At 60.4% G+C, this 15,648-nt stretch carries 15 protein-coding genes and 1 pseudogene; 10 read left to right on the top strand and 6 right to left on the bottom strand.

The genetic code is table 11. From position 1 onward, the window contains the following. Window positions 1-72: 72 nt before the first annotated feature. The 3 genes and pseudogenes from KGA83_RS30155 to KGA83_RS21590 form a co-directional block, all read right to left on the bottom strand. A pseudogene (locus KGA83_RS30155) lies at window positions 73-936 on the bottom strand (cache domain-containing protein); the annotation flags it as partial. 262 nt (window positions 937-1,198) lie between these two features. Then, window positions 1,199-1,501, bottom strand: coding sequence for a cell division protein ZapA (locus KGA83_RS21595; protein ID WP_095943229.1), 303 nt, complete (start codon window positions 1,499-1,501; stop codon window positions 1,199-1,201). After that, a complete protein-coding gene (locus tag KGA83_RS21590) occupies window positions 1,498-1,707 on the bottom strand; it encodes a hypothetical protein (protein WP_108216486.1) in 210 nt (69 codons plus the stop codon). Before KGA83_RS21590 ends, KGA83_RS21595 begins: the two co-directional genes overlap by 4 nt. 488 nt (window positions 1,708-2,195) lie before the next feature. Between KGA83_RS21590 and KGA83_RS21585 the strand changes: the two genes are divergently transcribed. Genes KGA83_RS21585 through selO form a run of 3 tightly spaced genes read left to right on the top strand, consistent with a single transcriptional unit; the run spans window position 2,196 to window position 8,853 of the window. Then, a complete protein-coding gene (locus KGA83_RS21585) occupies window positions 2,196-3,938 on the top strand; it encodes a potassium/proton antiporter (RefSeq protein ID WP_223530844.1) in 1,743 nt (580 codons plus the stop codon). A 34-nt stretch (window positions 3,939-3,972) separates the two neighbouring features. Then, entirely contained in the window at window positions 3,973-7,341 is a 3,369-nt protein-coding gene (mscK, locus tag KGA83_RS21580; RefSeq protein ID WP_223530842.1) for a mechanosensitive channel MscK, read from the top strand. A 48-nt stretch (window positions 7,342-7,389) separates the two neighbouring features. Then, entirely contained in the window at window positions 7,390-8,853 is a 1,464-nt protein-coding gene (selO, locus tag KGA83_RS21575) for a protein adenylyltransferase SelO (RefSeq protein ID WP_108216277.1), read from the top strand. A gap of 6 nt (window positions 8,854-8,859) precedes the next feature. Here selO and KGA83_RS21570 read toward each other — a convergent pair whose 3' ends face one another. After that, the gene (locus KGA83_RS21570; RefSeq protein WP_108216276.1) at window positions 8,860-9,261 is read right to left on the bottom strand and encodes a type II toxin-antitoxin system HigA family antitoxin; all 402 of its coding nucleotides are present in this window, start codon (window positions 9,259-9,261) and stop codon (window positions 8,860-8,862) included. Continuing rightward, the gene (locus KGA83_RS21565; protein ID WP_108216275.1) at window positions 9,258-9,554 is read right to left on the bottom strand and encodes a type II toxin-antitoxin system HigB family toxin; all 297 of its coding nucleotides are present in this window, start codon (window positions 9,552-9,554) and stop codon (window positions 9,258-9,260) included. The genes KGA83_RS21570 and KGA83_RS21565 overlap by 4 nt, the downstream gene beginning before the upstream one ends. 194 nt (window positions 9,555-9,748) lie before the next feature. Between KGA83_RS21565 and trxC the strand changes: the two genes are divergently transcribed. Next, complete coding sequence (trxC, locus tag KGA83_RS21560; RefSeq protein ID WP_108216274.1) at window positions 9,749-10,183, top strand: thioredoxin TrxC; 435 nt, start codon at window positions 9,749-9,751, stop codon at window positions 10,181-10,183. A 93-nt stretch (window positions 10,184-10,276) separates the two neighbouring features. Here trxC and KGA83_RS21555 read toward each other — a convergent pair whose 3' ends face one another. Further along, window positions 10,277-11,047 (bottom strand): ParA family protein, encoded by a 771-nt coding sequence (locus KGA83_RS21555; RefSeq protein ID WP_015093167.1) that lies wholly within the window; start codon window positions 11,045-11,047, stop codon window positions 10,277-10,279. A 356-nt stretch (window positions 11,048-11,403) separates the two neighbouring features. On the opposite strand from KGA83_RS21555, the gene KGA83_RS21550 reads away from it, so the two are divergent. From KGA83_RS21550 to KGA83_RS21525, 6 genes are read left to right on the top strand one after another with little or no spacing between them, the layout of a single operon-like run. Beyond that, a complete protein-coding gene (locus KGA83_RS21550) occupies window positions 11,404-12,129 on the top strand; it encodes a beta-ketoacyl synthase chain length factor (RefSeq protein WP_108216273.1) in 726 nt (241 codons plus the stop codon). Further along, the gene (locus KGA83_RS21545; RefSeq protein ID WP_108216272.1) at window positions 12,105-12,914 is read left to right on the top strand and encodes a lysophospholipid acyltransferase family protein; all 810 of its coding nucleotides are present in this window, start codon (window positions 12,105-12,107) and stop codon (window positions 12,912-12,914) included. Before KGA83_RS21550 ends, KGA83_RS21545 begins: the two co-directional genes overlap by 25 nt. Continuing rightward, window positions 12,895-13,155, top strand: coding sequence for a phosphopantetheine-binding protein (locus tag KGA83_RS21540; RefSeq protein ID WP_108216271.1), 261 nt, complete (start codon window positions 12,895-12,897; stop codon window positions 13,153-13,155). The genes KGA83_RS21545 and KGA83_RS21540 overlap by 20 nt, the downstream gene beginning before the upstream one ends. 9 nt (window positions 13,156-13,164) lie before the next feature. Further along, window positions 13,165-13,419 carry an acyl carrier protein gene (locus tag KGA83_RS21535; RefSeq protein ID WP_008025124.1) on the top strand — a complete coding sequence of 85 codons (255 nt, stop codon included), beginning with the start codon at window positions 13,165-13,167 and terminating at the stop codon, window positions 13,417-13,419. Further along, window positions 13,416-13,961 carry a hypothetical protein gene (locus tag KGA83_RS21530; protein ID WP_108216270.1) on the top strand — a complete coding sequence of 182 codons (546 nt, stop codon included), beginning with the start codon at window positions 13,416-13,418 and terminating at the stop codon, window positions 13,959-13,961. The genes KGA83_RS21535 and KGA83_RS21530 overlap by 4 nt, the downstream gene beginning before the upstream one ends. Continuing rightward, window positions 13,958-15,637, top strand: a complete 1,680-nt coding sequence (locus KGA83_RS21525) for an acyl-CoA synthetase family protein (RefSeq protein ID WP_223530840.1) — start codon at window positions 13,958-13,960, stop codon at window positions 15,635-15,637. Before KGA83_RS21530 ends, KGA83_RS21525 begins: the two co-directional genes overlap by 4 nt. The last annotated feature ends 11 nt before the right edge of the window (window positions 15,638-15,648 follow it).

Raw genomic sequence — 15,648 nt, 5'->3', positions numbered from 1 at the left:
GATCATGTCGCGCTGGCTATCCAGGAACCGATTGAAGCCGCGAGCCAGATCACCCAGCTCATCGGCGCGACTGGAATCCAGCCGGTGGGTCAAATCGCCACCGCCGCTACCGATGGCCACCAGCGCGGCTGTTACCTGACGGATCGGTCGTACCAGCCCACGGGCCAGCAACACCACCAGCATCAGGCACACAATCGCCACCGCCAGGCCGATGCCGCTGCTCATCCACATGGCGCGGCGGGCTTCGGCGTAGATCTGCGATTGCGGCACTTCGGCCACCAAGGTCCAGCCGAGATCGCGCAATGGCAGGCTTAGCGCAAGAAAGTCCTCGCCGTCACGGGTAAAGCTGCTGTTTGTGGCAGTTTTTTGACCAATGACGGCTTGCGACGCTGGCTCGCCAATCTGCTCAGCCAACGTGCGCTTGCCACTCAATTGCGCCTCGGGATGGACCTGGATCAAACCGTCGGAACGCACGAGATAGACCTTGCCGCGCTCACCGAAGCTGAAGTTGTGAATCAGCTCCGACAGCTCTTTCATGCTCAGGCCAAGCCCGGCAACGCCCACGACTTTACCGGCCTGCTCGACTTTGAAGTCGATGAAAAGCGCCAATTCTCCGGTCGCCGTGTCATTGTCGATATTGAGGGTGCGCGGCTGGTTACTGTCGAGAAATGAGTAGAACCAGGCGTCTTTCGGATTGGATCGGCTGAGGGTCCGGTCCAGGCCTTTTTCGGTGAAGTAATGGTTGGACGCGGTGCCGACAATAATCGCGGTAAAAGCCTTGTGCTCGGCGCGGATGCCTTCGAGATAGGTAGTAAAGGTGCTGGCCCGGGCACTGTCTTCACCCCCAGCCAGCCAGTCGCGCACCATGCTGTTGCTGGCGATGTCCTTGGCGGCGGTGAGCGGTTGGACGAGGATGCGCTCGATGTCGTTGCGCATCGCTTCGATGCTCGACGGCAAGGCTTGCTCGACCAGATAGCTCTGGGCGAGACGATTGACCACCAGGGTATAAATGCCCACCACGATCAGAATACTGACCAGCAAGGCGCTGCCCATACTCAGGATCAACTGCCATTGAATACTGCGTCGCCAGAACTGCATGGAGCACCCCCAAAGAATAAGAGGCTGAAACACTGCAACAGCCGTGCCGATTGTATACAAACAAACCGACAATTTATTCTTTGGTTGTGCGCAAAGCCGATCAGGCCTGATTGATCGTCTTGGAGATCACTTCAACCGTGGCGCTGACTTGCTCTTGGTAACGGTCGAGTTCGAGCTTGTGCTGCTTCTGCATTTCGATCTGCTGGGAGCACAGATTCATCGCCGCCAGCACCAGCAGTCGGTCACCGATCAGCGTCGGGTACTTCCTCTTGGTTTCGGCCAGGGCTGCCTTCAACATCAACGCGGCGTCCAGCAGGGTCTGTTCTTCCCCGGCCGGTGCCTTGATCGAATAGTCCTCTCCCAGGATCGAGACGACCTTTACCCCTGCGGCGTTGTAACTCATGCGCTGACAGGACCTGCGCTGACACGCTCAACCAGAGCCTGGATGCGAGCCGCCGTGGTGCCTTGTTTCTCTTCGTATTCCATCAGGCTCAGTTGCAGGCTTTCGTTTTCATCTTTGGCCTGGGCCAGTTCCGCGCTCAGGTTCTGGTTCTGTTGCACCAGGTCGCTGACCAGTTGTTCCAATTGGCTTAGGGATGCTTCCAACATTTTGATTTTCCGGGCTTTTTCAAAGGGCGCGTACGATAAAGAAAAGTCACCCTGGATGCCAGGGTTATACAGGCGCAAAGCCTTGATTTTGCTGACGGGCAACCTTCCTCGCGAGTTTTAAAGACTGTGATTGGCCAATCTGGTTCCTGCACTTCGTCGCCGTGGCGTTTGTACGACGCCCCGGCAGCGGATTTTCACCTCTCACCATTTGGCCTCCCTGACCCAGCAAAACTACGATGGTTGGGCGGTTTAGCCTTCAACCCTCTTTTGTAGGAGCGAGCTCGCTCGCGATGATCTCAATGACGGCGCACTGAATCAGACAGCACGCGTCATCGTTGACGCCCATCGCGAGCAAGCTCGCTCCTACAAGGGTTCCGGGATGACGCAAAAGCTTTTTGACAGCATCACATTTCAACAGGTTAGAATCGCTGGCACGCAGACTGCATGGTCAGTTTGCGCCCGCCTTTCAGCTTTCTGGAGTACTGCCTTTGAATGCGACGACCATCAACAGCCTGTTCTTGATCGGCGCGTTGCTGGTAGGTGCGAGCATTCTGGTGAGCTCACTTTCGTCCCGTCTCGGCATCCCGATTCTGGTCATCATCCTGGCCGTCGGCATGGCGGCCGGTGTCGATGGCGCCGGCATTCTTTTTGATAACTACCCCACGGCCTATCTGGTGGGCAACCTCGCGCTGGCGGTGATCCTGCTCGATGGTGGCTTGCGCACCCGGGTGTCGAGTTTCCGCGTGGCGTTATGGCCGGCGCTCTCGCTGGCCACGGTCGGGGTGCTGATTACCACCGGGCTGACCGGCATGGCGGCCGCCTGGCTGTTCAACCTGAACCTGATCCAGGGCCTGCTGATCGGCGCCATCGTCGGCTCCACCGACGCCGCGGCGGTGTTCTCGCTATTGGGTGGCAAAGGCCTGAACGAACGGGTAACCGCCAGCCTTGAAATCGAATCCGGCAGTAACGACCCGATGGCGGTGTTCCTCACCGTCACCCTGATCGACATGCTCGCCAGCGGCCAGACCGGCCTGCACTGGAGCCTGCTGACCCATCTGCTGCGCGAGTTCGGTATCGGTGGCGTCATTGGCCTGGGCGGTGGCTGGCTGATGCTGCAACTGGTCAACCGCATCAACCTGGCCACCGGCCTGTATCCGATTCTGGTCATCGCCGGTGGCCTGGTGGTGTTTGCCCTGACCAACGCCCTGCACGGCAGCGGCTTCCTGGCGGTGTACATCTGCGGCCTGGTGATCGGCAACCGCCCGGTGCGCAGCCGTCACGGCATCCTGCACATGCTCGACGGCATGGCCTGGCTGGCGCAGATCGGCATGTTCCTGGTGCTGGGGCTGCTGGTGACGCCTCACGATCTGCTGCCTATCGCCTTACCGGCACTGGCACTGGCGTTGTGGATGATTCTGTTTGCCCGGCCACTGTCGGTGCTGGTTGGCCTGCTGCCGTTCAAAGCCTTCCATGGTCGCGAGAAAGCGTTCATCTCCTGGGTCGGCCTGCGCGGCGCGGTCCCGATCATTCTGGCGGTGTTCCCGCTGATGGCCGGCCTGCCCAATGCCCAGCTCTACTTCAACCTCGCGTTCTTTATCGTGCTGGTGTCGCTGCTGGTTCAGGGCACCAGCCTGCCGTGGGTCGCCAAGCTGCTGAAGGTGACGGTGCCCCCGGAGCCTGCGCCCATTTCCCGCTCGGCCCTGGAGGTGCACGTCACCAGTGAGTGGGAGCTGTTCGTTTATCGCCTCGGCGCGGAAAAATGGTGCATCGGCTCGCCCCTGCGCGAGCTGAAAATGCCCGAAGGCACCCGTATCGCTGCCCTGTTTCGCGGTCAACAATTGCTCCATCCGTCGGGTAGTACGGTGCTCGAAGTCGATGACTTGCTGTGTGTCATCGGCCATGAACACAACCTGCCGGCCCTCGGAAAACTCTTCAGCCAGGCGCCACAACGGGGCCTCGATCTGCGCTTCTTCGGCGACTTCGTACTCGAAGGAGACGCCCAGCTGGCTGCGGTTGCGGCCCTCTATGGCCTGAAGGTCGACGGCATCGATCCGGAGATGTCCCTGGGCCACTTCATTGCCCAGAAGGTCGGTGGCGCGCCGGTGGTGGGTGACCAGGTGGAATGGAACAACACCATCTGGACCGTGGCGGTCATGGAAGGGAACAAGATCGGCAAAGTGGGCGTCAGATTCCCCGAAGGAAGTCGCCCGGGTCCCGGACTCTTCCTCTAAACTGCTTCCACTATCACTTGCTTGACCGGTCTTTATGCCTAACCTGCGCTCCATTTTCGCCATTGCCCTTTTGGGCTTGAGTCTCTCTGTCGGCACCCTTGGTTTATCGCAAGCGGTGCAGGCGGCCGAACCACCCTCCAGCGAAGCCGTGCAGGCGAGCCTGGACAAGATCGCCGACCGCAAATTGCCGGAAGCCGATCAGAAGGCCCTGCAAACCGTTCTGCAAAACACGCTGAGCCAGCTCAACAACAAGCGTGACTACGAGCAGAAACTGACCGCGCTCAAGCAGCAATTGAACAATGCGCCCAAACAGACCGTCGAGAACCAGCGGGAACTGACCCGTCTCAAGGCCAGCACCGTAGTGCCGGTGGCGCAGCGTTTCGCCAAAGAACCGATCCAGCAGCTGGAACAATTGCTCACCGAGCGTTCCACCCAGCAAGGCGACCTGCAAAAAGCCCTGGCCGATGCCAACAGCCTGATCATCACCGCCCAGACCCGCCCCGAGCGTGCTCAAGCGGAGATTTCCAGCAGCCAGACGCGCATTCAGCAGATCAACACCCTCCTCAAGAACGGCAAGGACGGCGGCAAGGCCTTGAGCGCCGAGCAGCGTGACCAGCTCAATGCCGAGCTTGCAGCGCTGAACGCCCTGATCCCGCTACGGCGCCAGGAACTGGCCGGCAATACCCAATTGCAAGACCTCGGCAACAGCCAGCATGACCTGTTGTCGGAGCGGTCCGACCGCCTGGATCGGGAAATCCAGGAACTGCAAACCCTGATCAACCAGAAGCGTCTGGCGTTGTCCCAGGAAACGGTCACCCAGCAATCCATCGAAGCGCAGAAGGCCGGCGGCAGCAGCCTGCTGGCCACCGAAAGCGCGACCAACCTGAAGCTTTCGGACTACCTGCTCAAAAGCACCGACCGCCTCAACGAAGTCACCCAGCAAAACCTGCAAACCAAGCAACAGCTGGACAGCCTGACCCAGAGCGATGCAGCCCTGGACGAGCAAATCAACGTGCTCAAAGGCAGCCTGCTGCTCTCGAAGATTCTCTACAAACAGAAACAGGCGTTGCCGCGCCTGCGGCTCGACCGCAACCTGGCCGACCAGATCGCCGACATTCGCCTGTACCAATTCGAAGTCAGCCAGCAACGAGAGTTGCTGAGCAATCCGACCACCTACGTCGAAAACCTGCTGTCGACCCAGCCGCCCGAGCAAGTCACGCCGCAACTGCGCAAAAGCCTGATGGAGCTGGCCACCACCCGCGCCGACCTGCTGGAGCGACTGAACCGCGAACTGAGCGCGGTGCTCAATGAATCCATCACCCTGCAACTGAACCAGAAGCAATTGCTCAGCACTGCGCAAAGCCTGCGGGCGACGCTCGATGAGCAGATGTTCTGGATCCCGAGCAACAAGCCGCTGGACCTGGAGTGGATTCACAGCGTGCCGGACCGCCTCGAGCGGCAACTCGACTCGCTACCAGTACTTTCGAGCCTGAGCGAACTGACCGACGGCCTGACTCAGCGCCCGTTGCTGTTCCTGCCGCTGGCATTGCTGATCGGCGCATTGCTGTGGCGGCGCAAGAATCTGTACGCGCGACTGAACAAGGTTCACCAGGACATCGGTCACTTCAAACGCGATAGCCAGTGGCACACGCCGCAGGCGATTCTGATCAATATTCTGCTGGCGATGCCGGTTTCCCTGGGCCTCGCCTTGTGCGGGCTGGCCCTGCGAATCGACGCCCGTGGGCAGAACGCCAATATGGGCGCGGCGCTGCTGCAAATGGCCGGAGCCTGGCTGGTGTTCTACACCGCCTACCGGATCCTCGCGCCGGGCGGTGTGGCAGAACTGCATTTCCGTTGGGAAAAGCCTCAGGTGGAATTCCTGCGCAGCTGGGTCCGCCGCCTCGGCATAGTGGTGATGGCACTGGTGACCGTCGTCGCCGTTGCCGAGCTGCAACCGGCGGCGCTGGCCGATGACGTGATCGGCATGCCGGTGGTGCTCACCTGCTACGCCTTGATGACCTTGCTGCTCAGCCGCTTGCTCATCAGCAGCCCGACCCATGAGAACGCCTCGCTGTTCCGCAAGCTCGTAGGGATCCTGTTCACCGCCCTGCCCGTCGCGCTGTTCGTGGCGGTGTGCTTCGGCTACTACTACACCGCGCTGAAGCTCAGCGACCGCCTGATCAACACCCTGTACCTGCTGATGTTCTGGCTGGTGATCGAAGCCACCTTCGTGCGAGGCCTCAGCGTTGCGGCGCGTCGCCTGGCTTATCAGCGCGCCCTGGCCAAACGTAACGCAGCGAAAGAGACCGCCGACGGCGAAGCAATCATCGAAGAGCCGACGATGGACATCGAGAAGGTCAACGAACAGTCCCTGCGCCTGATCCGCCTGGCATTGCTCGGCGGCTTCATGGCGGCACTGTATTGGGTCTGGGCCGACCTGATCACGGTGTTCTCGTACCTGGACAATGTCACTCTCTACGAATACACCAGCGGCACCGGCGCCAACATGAGCATGGTGCCGATCAGCATCGGCGACATGCTCGGCGCGCTGATCATCATCGGTATCACCTTCGCCCTGGCGCGCAACCTGCCCGGTCTGCTGGAAGTGTTCGTGCTGTCCAAGCTCAACCTGGCCCAGGGCAGCGCCTACGCGACCACCACGTTGCTCTCGTACGTGATTGCCGGCGTCGGTTTCGTCTCGACGCTGTCGACCCTCGGCGTAAGCTGGGACAAGTTGCAATGGCTGGTGGCGGCACTGTCGGTCGGCCTCGGTTTCGGCATGCAGGAGATCTTCGCCAACTTCATTTCCGGCATCATGATCCTGTTCGAACGCCCGGTGCGGATCGGTGACACCATCACCATCGGCAACCTCTCGGGCACCGTGAGCAAGATTCGCATCCGTGCCACGACCATCACCGACTTCGATCGCAAGGACATCATCGTCCCGAACAAGACGTTCATTACCGGGCAACTGATCAACTGGTCGCTGACCGACACCATCACCCGGGTGACCCTCAAGCTCGGCGTCGACTACGGCTCGGACCTGGACCTGGTGAAAGAGCTGCTGCTCAAGGCCGCGCGCGATAACCCGCGCGTGCTGAAAGACCCGGAGCCGCACGTGTATTTCCTGAACTTCGGCGAAAGTACCCTCGACCACGAGTTGCGCATGCACGTGCGCGACCTCGGTGACCGCAACCCGGTGCTTGACGAGGTCAACCGCTTCATCAACCGCGAGTTCAAGAAGCAGCACATCAACATCTCGTTCCGGCAGATGGAGGTCTACCTCAAGAACCTGCACGGCCAGGAATACAAGATGGTGCCAATCGAACCGGAAGCGAAAACCATCGTGCCGTTGGTCGACGGCAAGCCACCGAAAGAGCCGCCCGCCGCCGAACTCGACTAACCAGCCATTCCCCAGCAGAATGCTCGGACATTCTGCTGGAGCCGGCCCTTGAAAGCCCTCGACGAACTCACTTTCGATAATCGCTTCGACCGCCTGGGCGATGCGTTTTCCGCCCATGTGCTGCCCGAGCCCATCGATAATCCACGCCTGGTGGTGGCCAGCCCCGCCGCCATGGCGCTGCTGGACCTCGACCCGGCCGTGGCCGAAACCCCGGAGTTCGCCGAACTGTTCAGCGGCCACAAGCTCTGGGCCGACGCGATCCCAAGGGCGATGGTCTATTCCGGGCATCAGTTCGGTTCCTACAACCCGCAACTGGGCGACGGTCGCGGCCTGTTGCTCGGCGAGGTGTACAACGAGGCGGGCGAACACTGGGACCTGCACCTCAAGGGCGCCGGCCAGACACCGTTTTCACGCATGGGCGACGGCCGGGCGGTGCTGCGTTCATCGATCCGCGAATTCCTCGCGTCCGAAGCCCTGAATGCCCTGAACATCCCGACCACCCGCGCCCTGTGCGTGATCGGCTCCGACACCCCGGTGTGGCGCGAAAAGCAGGAGCGTGCGGCCATGATCCTGCGCCTGGCGCCGAGCCATGTACGCTTCGGCCACTTCGAATATTTCTACTACACAAAACGCCCCGAGCAGCAGAAAGCGCTGGGTGATCACGTGCTGGCCATGCACTTCCCGCAGTGCCTGGAGCAACCGGAGCCGTACCTGGCGATGTTCCGTGAAATCGTCGAACGCAACGCCGAACTGATCGCCAAATGGCAGGCCTATGGCTTCTGCCACGGGGTGATGAACACCGACAACATGTCGATCCTGGGGATTACTTTCGACTTCGGCCCGTTCGCCTTCCTCGACGACTTCGACGCCAACTTCATCTGCAATCACTCCGACGACCAGGGCCGTTACTCTTTCAGCAACCAGGTGCCGATTGGCCAGTGGAACCTCAGCGCGTTGGCCCAGGCCCTGACGCCGTTCATCAGCGTCGAAGCCCTGCGCGAAACCCTCGGCCTGTACCTGCCGCTGTTCCAGGCCCATTACCTGGACCTGATGCGCCGCCGCCTCGGCCTGACCACTGCCGAAGACGACGACCAGAAGTTGCTGGAGGGCCTGCTGCAACTGATGCAAAACAGCGGCGTCGACTACAGCCTGTTTTTCCGTCGCCTGGGTGATGAAGCACCGCAACAGGTCATCACCCGCTTGCGTGATGACTTCGTCGACCTCAAGGGTTTCGATGCCTGGGGCGAGCTCTACGTCGCCCGGGTGGCCCGTGAAGGCACCCTTGATCAACAGCAGCGCCGCCAGCGGATGCACGCGGTCAACCCGCTGTACATCCTGCGCAACTACCTGGCGCAAAAGGCCATCGATGCAGCAGAGAGCGGCGACTACTCGGAAGTCCGCCGGCTGCACGCAGTGCTGAGCAACCCGTTCGAGGAGCAGCCAGGGATGGAAAGTTATGCAGAGAGGCCGCCGGAATGGGGCAAGCATCTGGAGATCAGTTGTTCGTCGTGAGGCGGGTCAGATAAAGACCTCTGCCGACACACTAAAGCGCTCGGCCAGCCAGCGGATCTGTCGCAGGTTGAGCTGGCGCTTGCCGCTCAGGATCTCCGAAACGACCGACTGAGGGCCGACGCCAGGCAGGTCACTCTGACTCAGGCCGTGTTCACGCATCAAGTAGCCAAGAACCTCGACCCCGCTGGGTTTCGGCATCGGGTGATGCTTATGATCCCACTCCTCAATCCAGTCACCGATGATATCCACCAGACTCATCAGCGGGTGGGACTCATCATCGCCGGTCATCTCAAGCAACTCGTCCAGCGCATGCGCCAGCAGGTCATAGTCATCTTCGCTTTTCGGCTTTCGAAGCAGCGGTGAGACGAATTCCCAGTGCTCGGCAGCTCTTTTGATCAGGACACTCATGCTCTTTCCTCCTTCCATTTGCCACGGTCATATTCGCGGTGATCCAGCACATGCTTGATATAAAGCTTTTGCGATCGATATCTGACAAAAGCTATCAGCCGCAACTTGTTGCCACCAATATCGAAAACATGAAACTCACCTACCTTGTCGACAGCAGGGAATGTAGCTCTCATCGCCGCAAAATCCGGCGGTTTGCTTCCTTTGGCTAATTGATACCAATGATCCAGCGCGTTGGCCGCCATTGGCCATTTGGCCTTGGCTTCACGTACTCTTTTTTCGGTGAGAACATGCATGCAACATCCTTATCGCATTTTGCTATGGTGAGTTAATCATAGATCAAAAATATCGCAAGTTGCGATAATTCTTGGCAGACCAGCGGTATGGCTCGGCACGACTCAGCCTAGTTTCATCGGCGGGCACTGCGTGATTGAAAACATGAGCAAACGTCTCCAACTAGGTGTTATCAGCTTCCCATTGGATCTTGCTCATGACCGACCCACTCCACATCCCCTGCCCCCACTGCAACGGCCTCAACCGCATCCCTGCCGAGCGTCTCGACGATCATCCAAAATGCGGTCGCTGCAAGGCCGAAGTCCTGCTGAACAAGCCGTTTGAATTGAAGCAAGGCGACTACGCCAGCCAGATCAAGGGCGATCTGCCGCTGCTGGTGGATGTATGGGCGGACTGGTGCGGGCCGTGCAAGTCGTTTGCACCGGTGTTCGAGCAGGCCGCCGGGCAACTGGCGGGCAAGTGCCGATTGGCCAAACTGGACAGCGAGGCGAACCAGCAGTTGTCGGCGCAATTGGGGATTCGCTCGATTCCGAGCCTGATCCTGTTCAAGAATGGCCAGGAAGTCGCCCGACAGAGCGGGGCCTTCCCGTTACCGCAACTGATGAGCTGGTTGCGTAGCCAGGGGATCTGAGACAGCCGGGAAAGATCGCAGCCTGCGGCAGCTCCTACAGATCGGGCGCTGATGTCCTTGTAGGAGCCGCCGCAGGCTGCGATCTTTTGATCTTCAGGCGTTTTCCAGCAAGTTGTGCAGCTCGACGAACTGCTGGGTCAGCTTGTGCCGCGGATCGAGATGGATCAGCGGCGTGTTGGCCTGGTGGGATTCGCGCATGCGTACCGAGCTGGCCAGGTACACCGGCAACACCGGCAGGCCTTCGGCGATCAGTTCGTCGAGGATTTGCTGGGGCAGGCTGGCGCGGGCCTGGAACTGGTTGACGACGATGCCTTCGACTTCCAGGCCTTCGTTATGGTCGTCCTTCAACTCTTCTATTTCCGCCATCAGGCCGTACAGTGCCTGACGTGAAAAACTGTCGCAATCGAAGGGAATCAGCACACGATCGGCGGCAATCAACGCTGAAACCGCGTAGAAATTCAGCGCTGGCGGAGTATCGAGGTAAATCCGGTCGTAGTCTTCGCTCAGCTCTTCGAGCAACTTACGCAGCTTGTTGATCTTGTGCTTGGCCTCAAGCTTTGGCTGCAAGTCCGCCAGCTCGGCGGTGGCGGTAATGACATGGAGGTTATCGAACGGGGTTTCGTAGATGTCGACCTGATTCTTTTTGGAGAACGGCCCGGAAGACAGCGTCTGCTTGAAGAAATCGGCGATGCCCATCGGGATATCGCTACCGGTGAGCCCCGTCAGGTACTGAGTGGAGTTGGCCTGGGCATCGAGATCCACCAACAAGGTGCGAAAACCCTCGCTGGCACTGACCGCCGCCAGATTGCAGGCGATGCTGGATTTGCCAACGCCACCTTTCTGATTGAACACCACGCGCCGCATGTCAAAACCTCCGTGTATCAAAGAATGACCGAGTGTAGTGGTCCACCGCGTTGCTTCGCTACCTTGTCGGCACAGGGACTACACAGTCAGTTGCCTTCTCTTGCTTGAAAAGCCCTGAACGGCTCAGTGATTGGACGCCAGAACCGACAGACGGAGCAAAAACCTTGTGAATAATTACCAATCGTTCAATTTTTTCGAGTCAGCCGCTTCATCTTATTGAGCAAAATGTAACCAGCATTTGCTACACGTTCCCGGCACCGGGATAATGCGCGCCACTCGGCGCCAAACGCCACGCAGGGTGAGTCTCGGCTCTCGGCAACTCCCCCGCGTCAAGTAAGCCCGTGAGGGTGGGATGAATGTCTGTGATCAACTTCAACATCGCCCAATGGCGCGCCTGGGCCCCGGGGCTTGAAAGCGTGAGCGATTGGCAGGCCTGGAGCCGACAACCGGTCGTGCTGCCGGACAGCGATGCCGCTCCCGACGTTTCTTTTCTGCCGGCCATGCAGCGCCGCCGGCTCAGTCGCCTGGCGCGGATGGCCTTCAGTGTTGGCTGGCCATTGGCCGAAGGTCGGCAGGATCTGCCATTGGTCTTTGTTTCCCGTCACGGCGAAACGCCCCGCACCGTCGACATTCTCAGTGATCTGGCCGCCGATCAGCCGCTGTCACCGACCCGGTTCAGCTTGTCGGTGCATAACGCGATCATTGGCTTGTGGTCGATCATGCGCGGTGAAACCAGCGAAATGACCGCCCTGGCTGCCACAGGCGATGGCCTGGAACATGGCATGCTCGAAGCTGCCGCGCTGCTGGCGGAAGGCGCTGGCGCGGTACTGCTGGTGGTCACCGAAGAGCGGCCGCCCGAGGCTTACTCGACCTGGATCGACGACGTGCCGTTCCCTTATGCCGTCGGCCTGCTGATCACACCCGGTACCGACTGGCGGTTGTCCCTGAACAGCCCCTCGGATGCGTTGTCCAACCCCTGCTGGCCACACGCGCTGAATCTGTTGCGTATGCTGCTCGGCCAGCAAACCACCTGCCAACATGCCTGGAAAAATCGTGTATGGACCTGGCAACGCAACCCGTGACCGAGAAAAACCGCGACGCCTATTACTGGCGCTTGCTGGCCACCGCCGCGAGCTTTGCCCTGTTCGGGCTGGGCGGGCTGTGCCTGCGCCTGGTGATTTTCCCTGTGCTGAACTGCCTGCCGGGCGACGCCCGGACCCATCGGCTGCGGGCCCGGCAAACGGTCAGCCGCTGTTTCTGGATTTTCGTGCGTTTCATGGCCCGCACCGGCGTACTGACCTACAACATTGAAGGCGCGGAAAAACTCGGTCGTCCCGGGCAAATGATCATCGCCAATCACCCATCGCTGATCGACGTGGTGTTTTTGATCGGCCTGGTGCGTCACGCCAACTGCGTGGTCAAGCAAAGCCTCTGGGAAAACCCTTTCACCCGCGGACCGCTGCGCTGCACCGAATACATCAGCAACGACGGCAGCATGGACATGCTCGACGCGGCCGCCGACGCATTGAAAGACGGCCAGACCCTGATCATTTTCCCCGAAGGGACGCGCACCCGGCCCGGCCAGGCGCCGGCCTTTCATCGGGGAGGCGCGGCAATCGCCCTGCGGGGTGCGAAAATCCTCACCCCGGTCATTATCAAGGTCAACCCGACCACATTGACCAAGGCCGAGCCCTGGTATCGCATCCCCAAGCGGCGCGTGCACTTCAGTTTCCGGGTCGGGGCCGATATAGACCCACAGACTTTCGCCACGCAGGGGCCGGCTCCGCAAGCCTCGCGCAAGCTCAACGATTATCTACATTCTTACTTTATTAAGGAGCTCGCCGAAGATGAGCGATCTGCACCGTGATATCAAAATGCTTATCATCGACGCCCTTGGCCTGGAAGACATCAGTGCCGACGACATCGGTAATGAGCAAACCTTGTTCGGCGAAGGCCTGGGCCTGGACTCGGTGGACGCCCTGGAACTGGGCCTGGCCATCCAGAAAAAGTACGGCATCAAGATCGACGCCGATGCCAAGGACACACGTAATCACTTCAGTAACGTGGCGAGCCTTGCGGCGTTCGTCACCGCAAAACAGGCAGCTTGAGACCGGACCATGCAAACTCGTGACGACATTTTCAACACCCTGCGCGATGCCTTGGTTGAGCTTTTCGAGCTGGACCCTGAGCGTGTGAGCCTGGACTCCAACCTGTATCAGGACCTGGAAATCGACAGCATCGACGCGGTCGACCTGATTGATCACATCAAACGTCAGACCGGCAAGAAAATCGCCGCCGAAGAATTCAAATCGGTGCGAACCGTCAGTGACGTGGTCGAGGCGGTCTACCGTCTGGTTCAACCGGCCGCATGAATCGACTGATTGGCCTCGGCCTGCTGCTGGCAGGCCTTTTGTATCCCTTTGCGGTGTATTTCGGCATGGAACATTTCGCCCCGTGGCAGTTCGGCCTGCTGCTGGGCGGACTGTGGCTGGCCCGGGCGCTGACCGGCACACGACGGCCTGGCAGCCTGTGGATGGCCACGGTGGCCATTGTGTTCTGTCTGTTGCTGGCACTGTTCGACAGCCCGGCGCTGTTGCGCTGGTATCCGGTGTTGATCAGCAGCTTCATGCTGGTGCTGTTCGGATCGAGCCTGACATTCGGCCCACCGATCGTTGAACGCCTGGCCCGGGTACGCGAACCGCAATTGCCGGCCGAGGGCATTCGCTATACCCGTCAGGTAACCATCGCCTGGAGCGTTTTTTTTCTTTGCAACGGTGTGTGCGCCGCCGCCCTGACCCTCTGGGCGCCGCTGAGCTGGTGGACGCTGTACACCGGCCTGATTTCCTACGGATTGATAGGCCTGATGTTTGCCATTGAATGGCTCATACGACAAAGGGTACGAGGCCGCCCATGAATTGGATAAAACTTGAGCACCTGCTGCTCAAGGCTCAGCCGGAGCGCGCCATCACGACCGCTCCGGCACTGGACCACGCCCGGCTGAGCGAACAGGCGCTGCACCTGGCCGCCGGCCTGCAAGCCCGGGGTGTCCGGCAGATGGCCGTGCACCTGGAGGATGCCGCCGATCTGGCGATCGCGTTGCTTGGCGCCTGGCGTGCCGGGGTCAGTGTGTTGCTGCCGTCCGACCTGCAACCCCAGACCCGCCATCGCTGGTCAGGTGAAGTCGATCTGTGGCTGAGCGACCAGCCCGCCGATGCGCACCTGAGCGAGTTCAGTCATCCGCCACTGAGTGCGGCGCCGCTGGACCTGGATAACTGTTGGCTGAGCCTGTGCACATCCGGCTCCAGTGGCGAACCCAAGCGCATCGAAAAAAACCTGCGCCAACTGGCCAATGAAGTCGAAGCCCTGGAACAGCTGTGGGGCGCCGACCTGGGCCCGGCGTGCATCATTGGCAGCGTCGCCACCCAGCACATCTACGGTCTGCTGTTTCGGGTGCTGTGGCCGCTGTGCGCCGGGCGCCCGTTCGTACGTCGGCAGTTGGCCTTTCCAGAAGACCTGCAACGCGCCAGCCGCGAGTACCCGGCCTTCGCCTGGGTGGCCAGCCCGGCGTTGCTCAAGCGCATGGGCGACAACCTCGACTGGCCTGCCTTGAGTTCAGTGCGCCGGGTTTTTTCCTCCGGCGGTGCCTTGCCGGTCGAGGCCGCACAGAGCTTGCATGAGCGTCTGGGGCAATGGCCAACGGAGATCTTCGGCAGTTCGGAAACCGGCGGCATCGCCTGGCGTCAGGGCGCGCAACTCTGGCAGCCCTTTGCCGATGTCACGCTGACCCAGGACAGTGAGGGTGCGCTGCTGATCGCTTCGCCGTATTTGCCCAATGGCCATGTCGAACACACTGCCGATGCCGCGCGCATCTCTGTCGACGGTCGCTTCGAGTTGCTTGGGCGGCTGGACCGGATCGTCAAGCTGGAAGAAAAACGCATCTCGCTGCCGATGCTGGAACAGGCGCTGATGGCCCATGAATGGGTCGTCGAAGCGCGGCTCGGCGTCGTTCAGGAAAACCGCGCCTCCCTGGGGGCGTTGCTGGTGCTGAGCGAGGCCGGCTTGCATGTGCTGCGCAATCAGGGTCGACGCAGCCTCACCGAGCAATTGCGCGAACACCTGAGCCAACACTGCGAAGCCCTGGCCCTGCCAAGACGCTGGCGCCTGCTGCGACAACTGCCGCTGAACACTCAAGGCAAACTGCCCCAGGCCGACGTCGACGCCCTGCTGCTGACACCTCGCCCCAAAACCCCGGAGCTCCTGGAGCAAGTCGAAAGCAATGGCGAATGGAGCCTGCAACTGGCCGTGCCACCGGACCTGGCCTATTTCAGCGGTCATTTCCCCACGGCGCCGGTGTTGCCTGGCGTGGTGCAGGTGGACTGGGCGCTGAGTCTGGGCCAGCAACTGATGAACCTGCCGAAAAAATTCGCCGGCATGGAAGTCTTGAAGTTCCAGCAACTGGTGCGCCCGGGCGATGAAATCCAGCTGCACCTGCGCTTCGACCCGGTGCGCGGCAAATTGTATTTCGCCTATCGCAACGAAACCGCCACTTGCTCCAGCGGGCGGATCTTGCTGGAGGCTGCACATGCATAAGCTGGGTGAGT

It is taken from the genome of Pseudomonas sp. GL-R-19 (genome assembly GCF_019956375.1).
Classification (GTDB): domain Bacteria; phylum Pseudomonadota; class Gammaproteobacteria; order Pseudomonadales; family Pseudomonadaceae; genus Aquipseudomonas.
The sequence above is the reverse complement of the archived record's forward strand: the minus strand, read 5'-3'. Positions and strand labels throughout refer to the sequence as shown.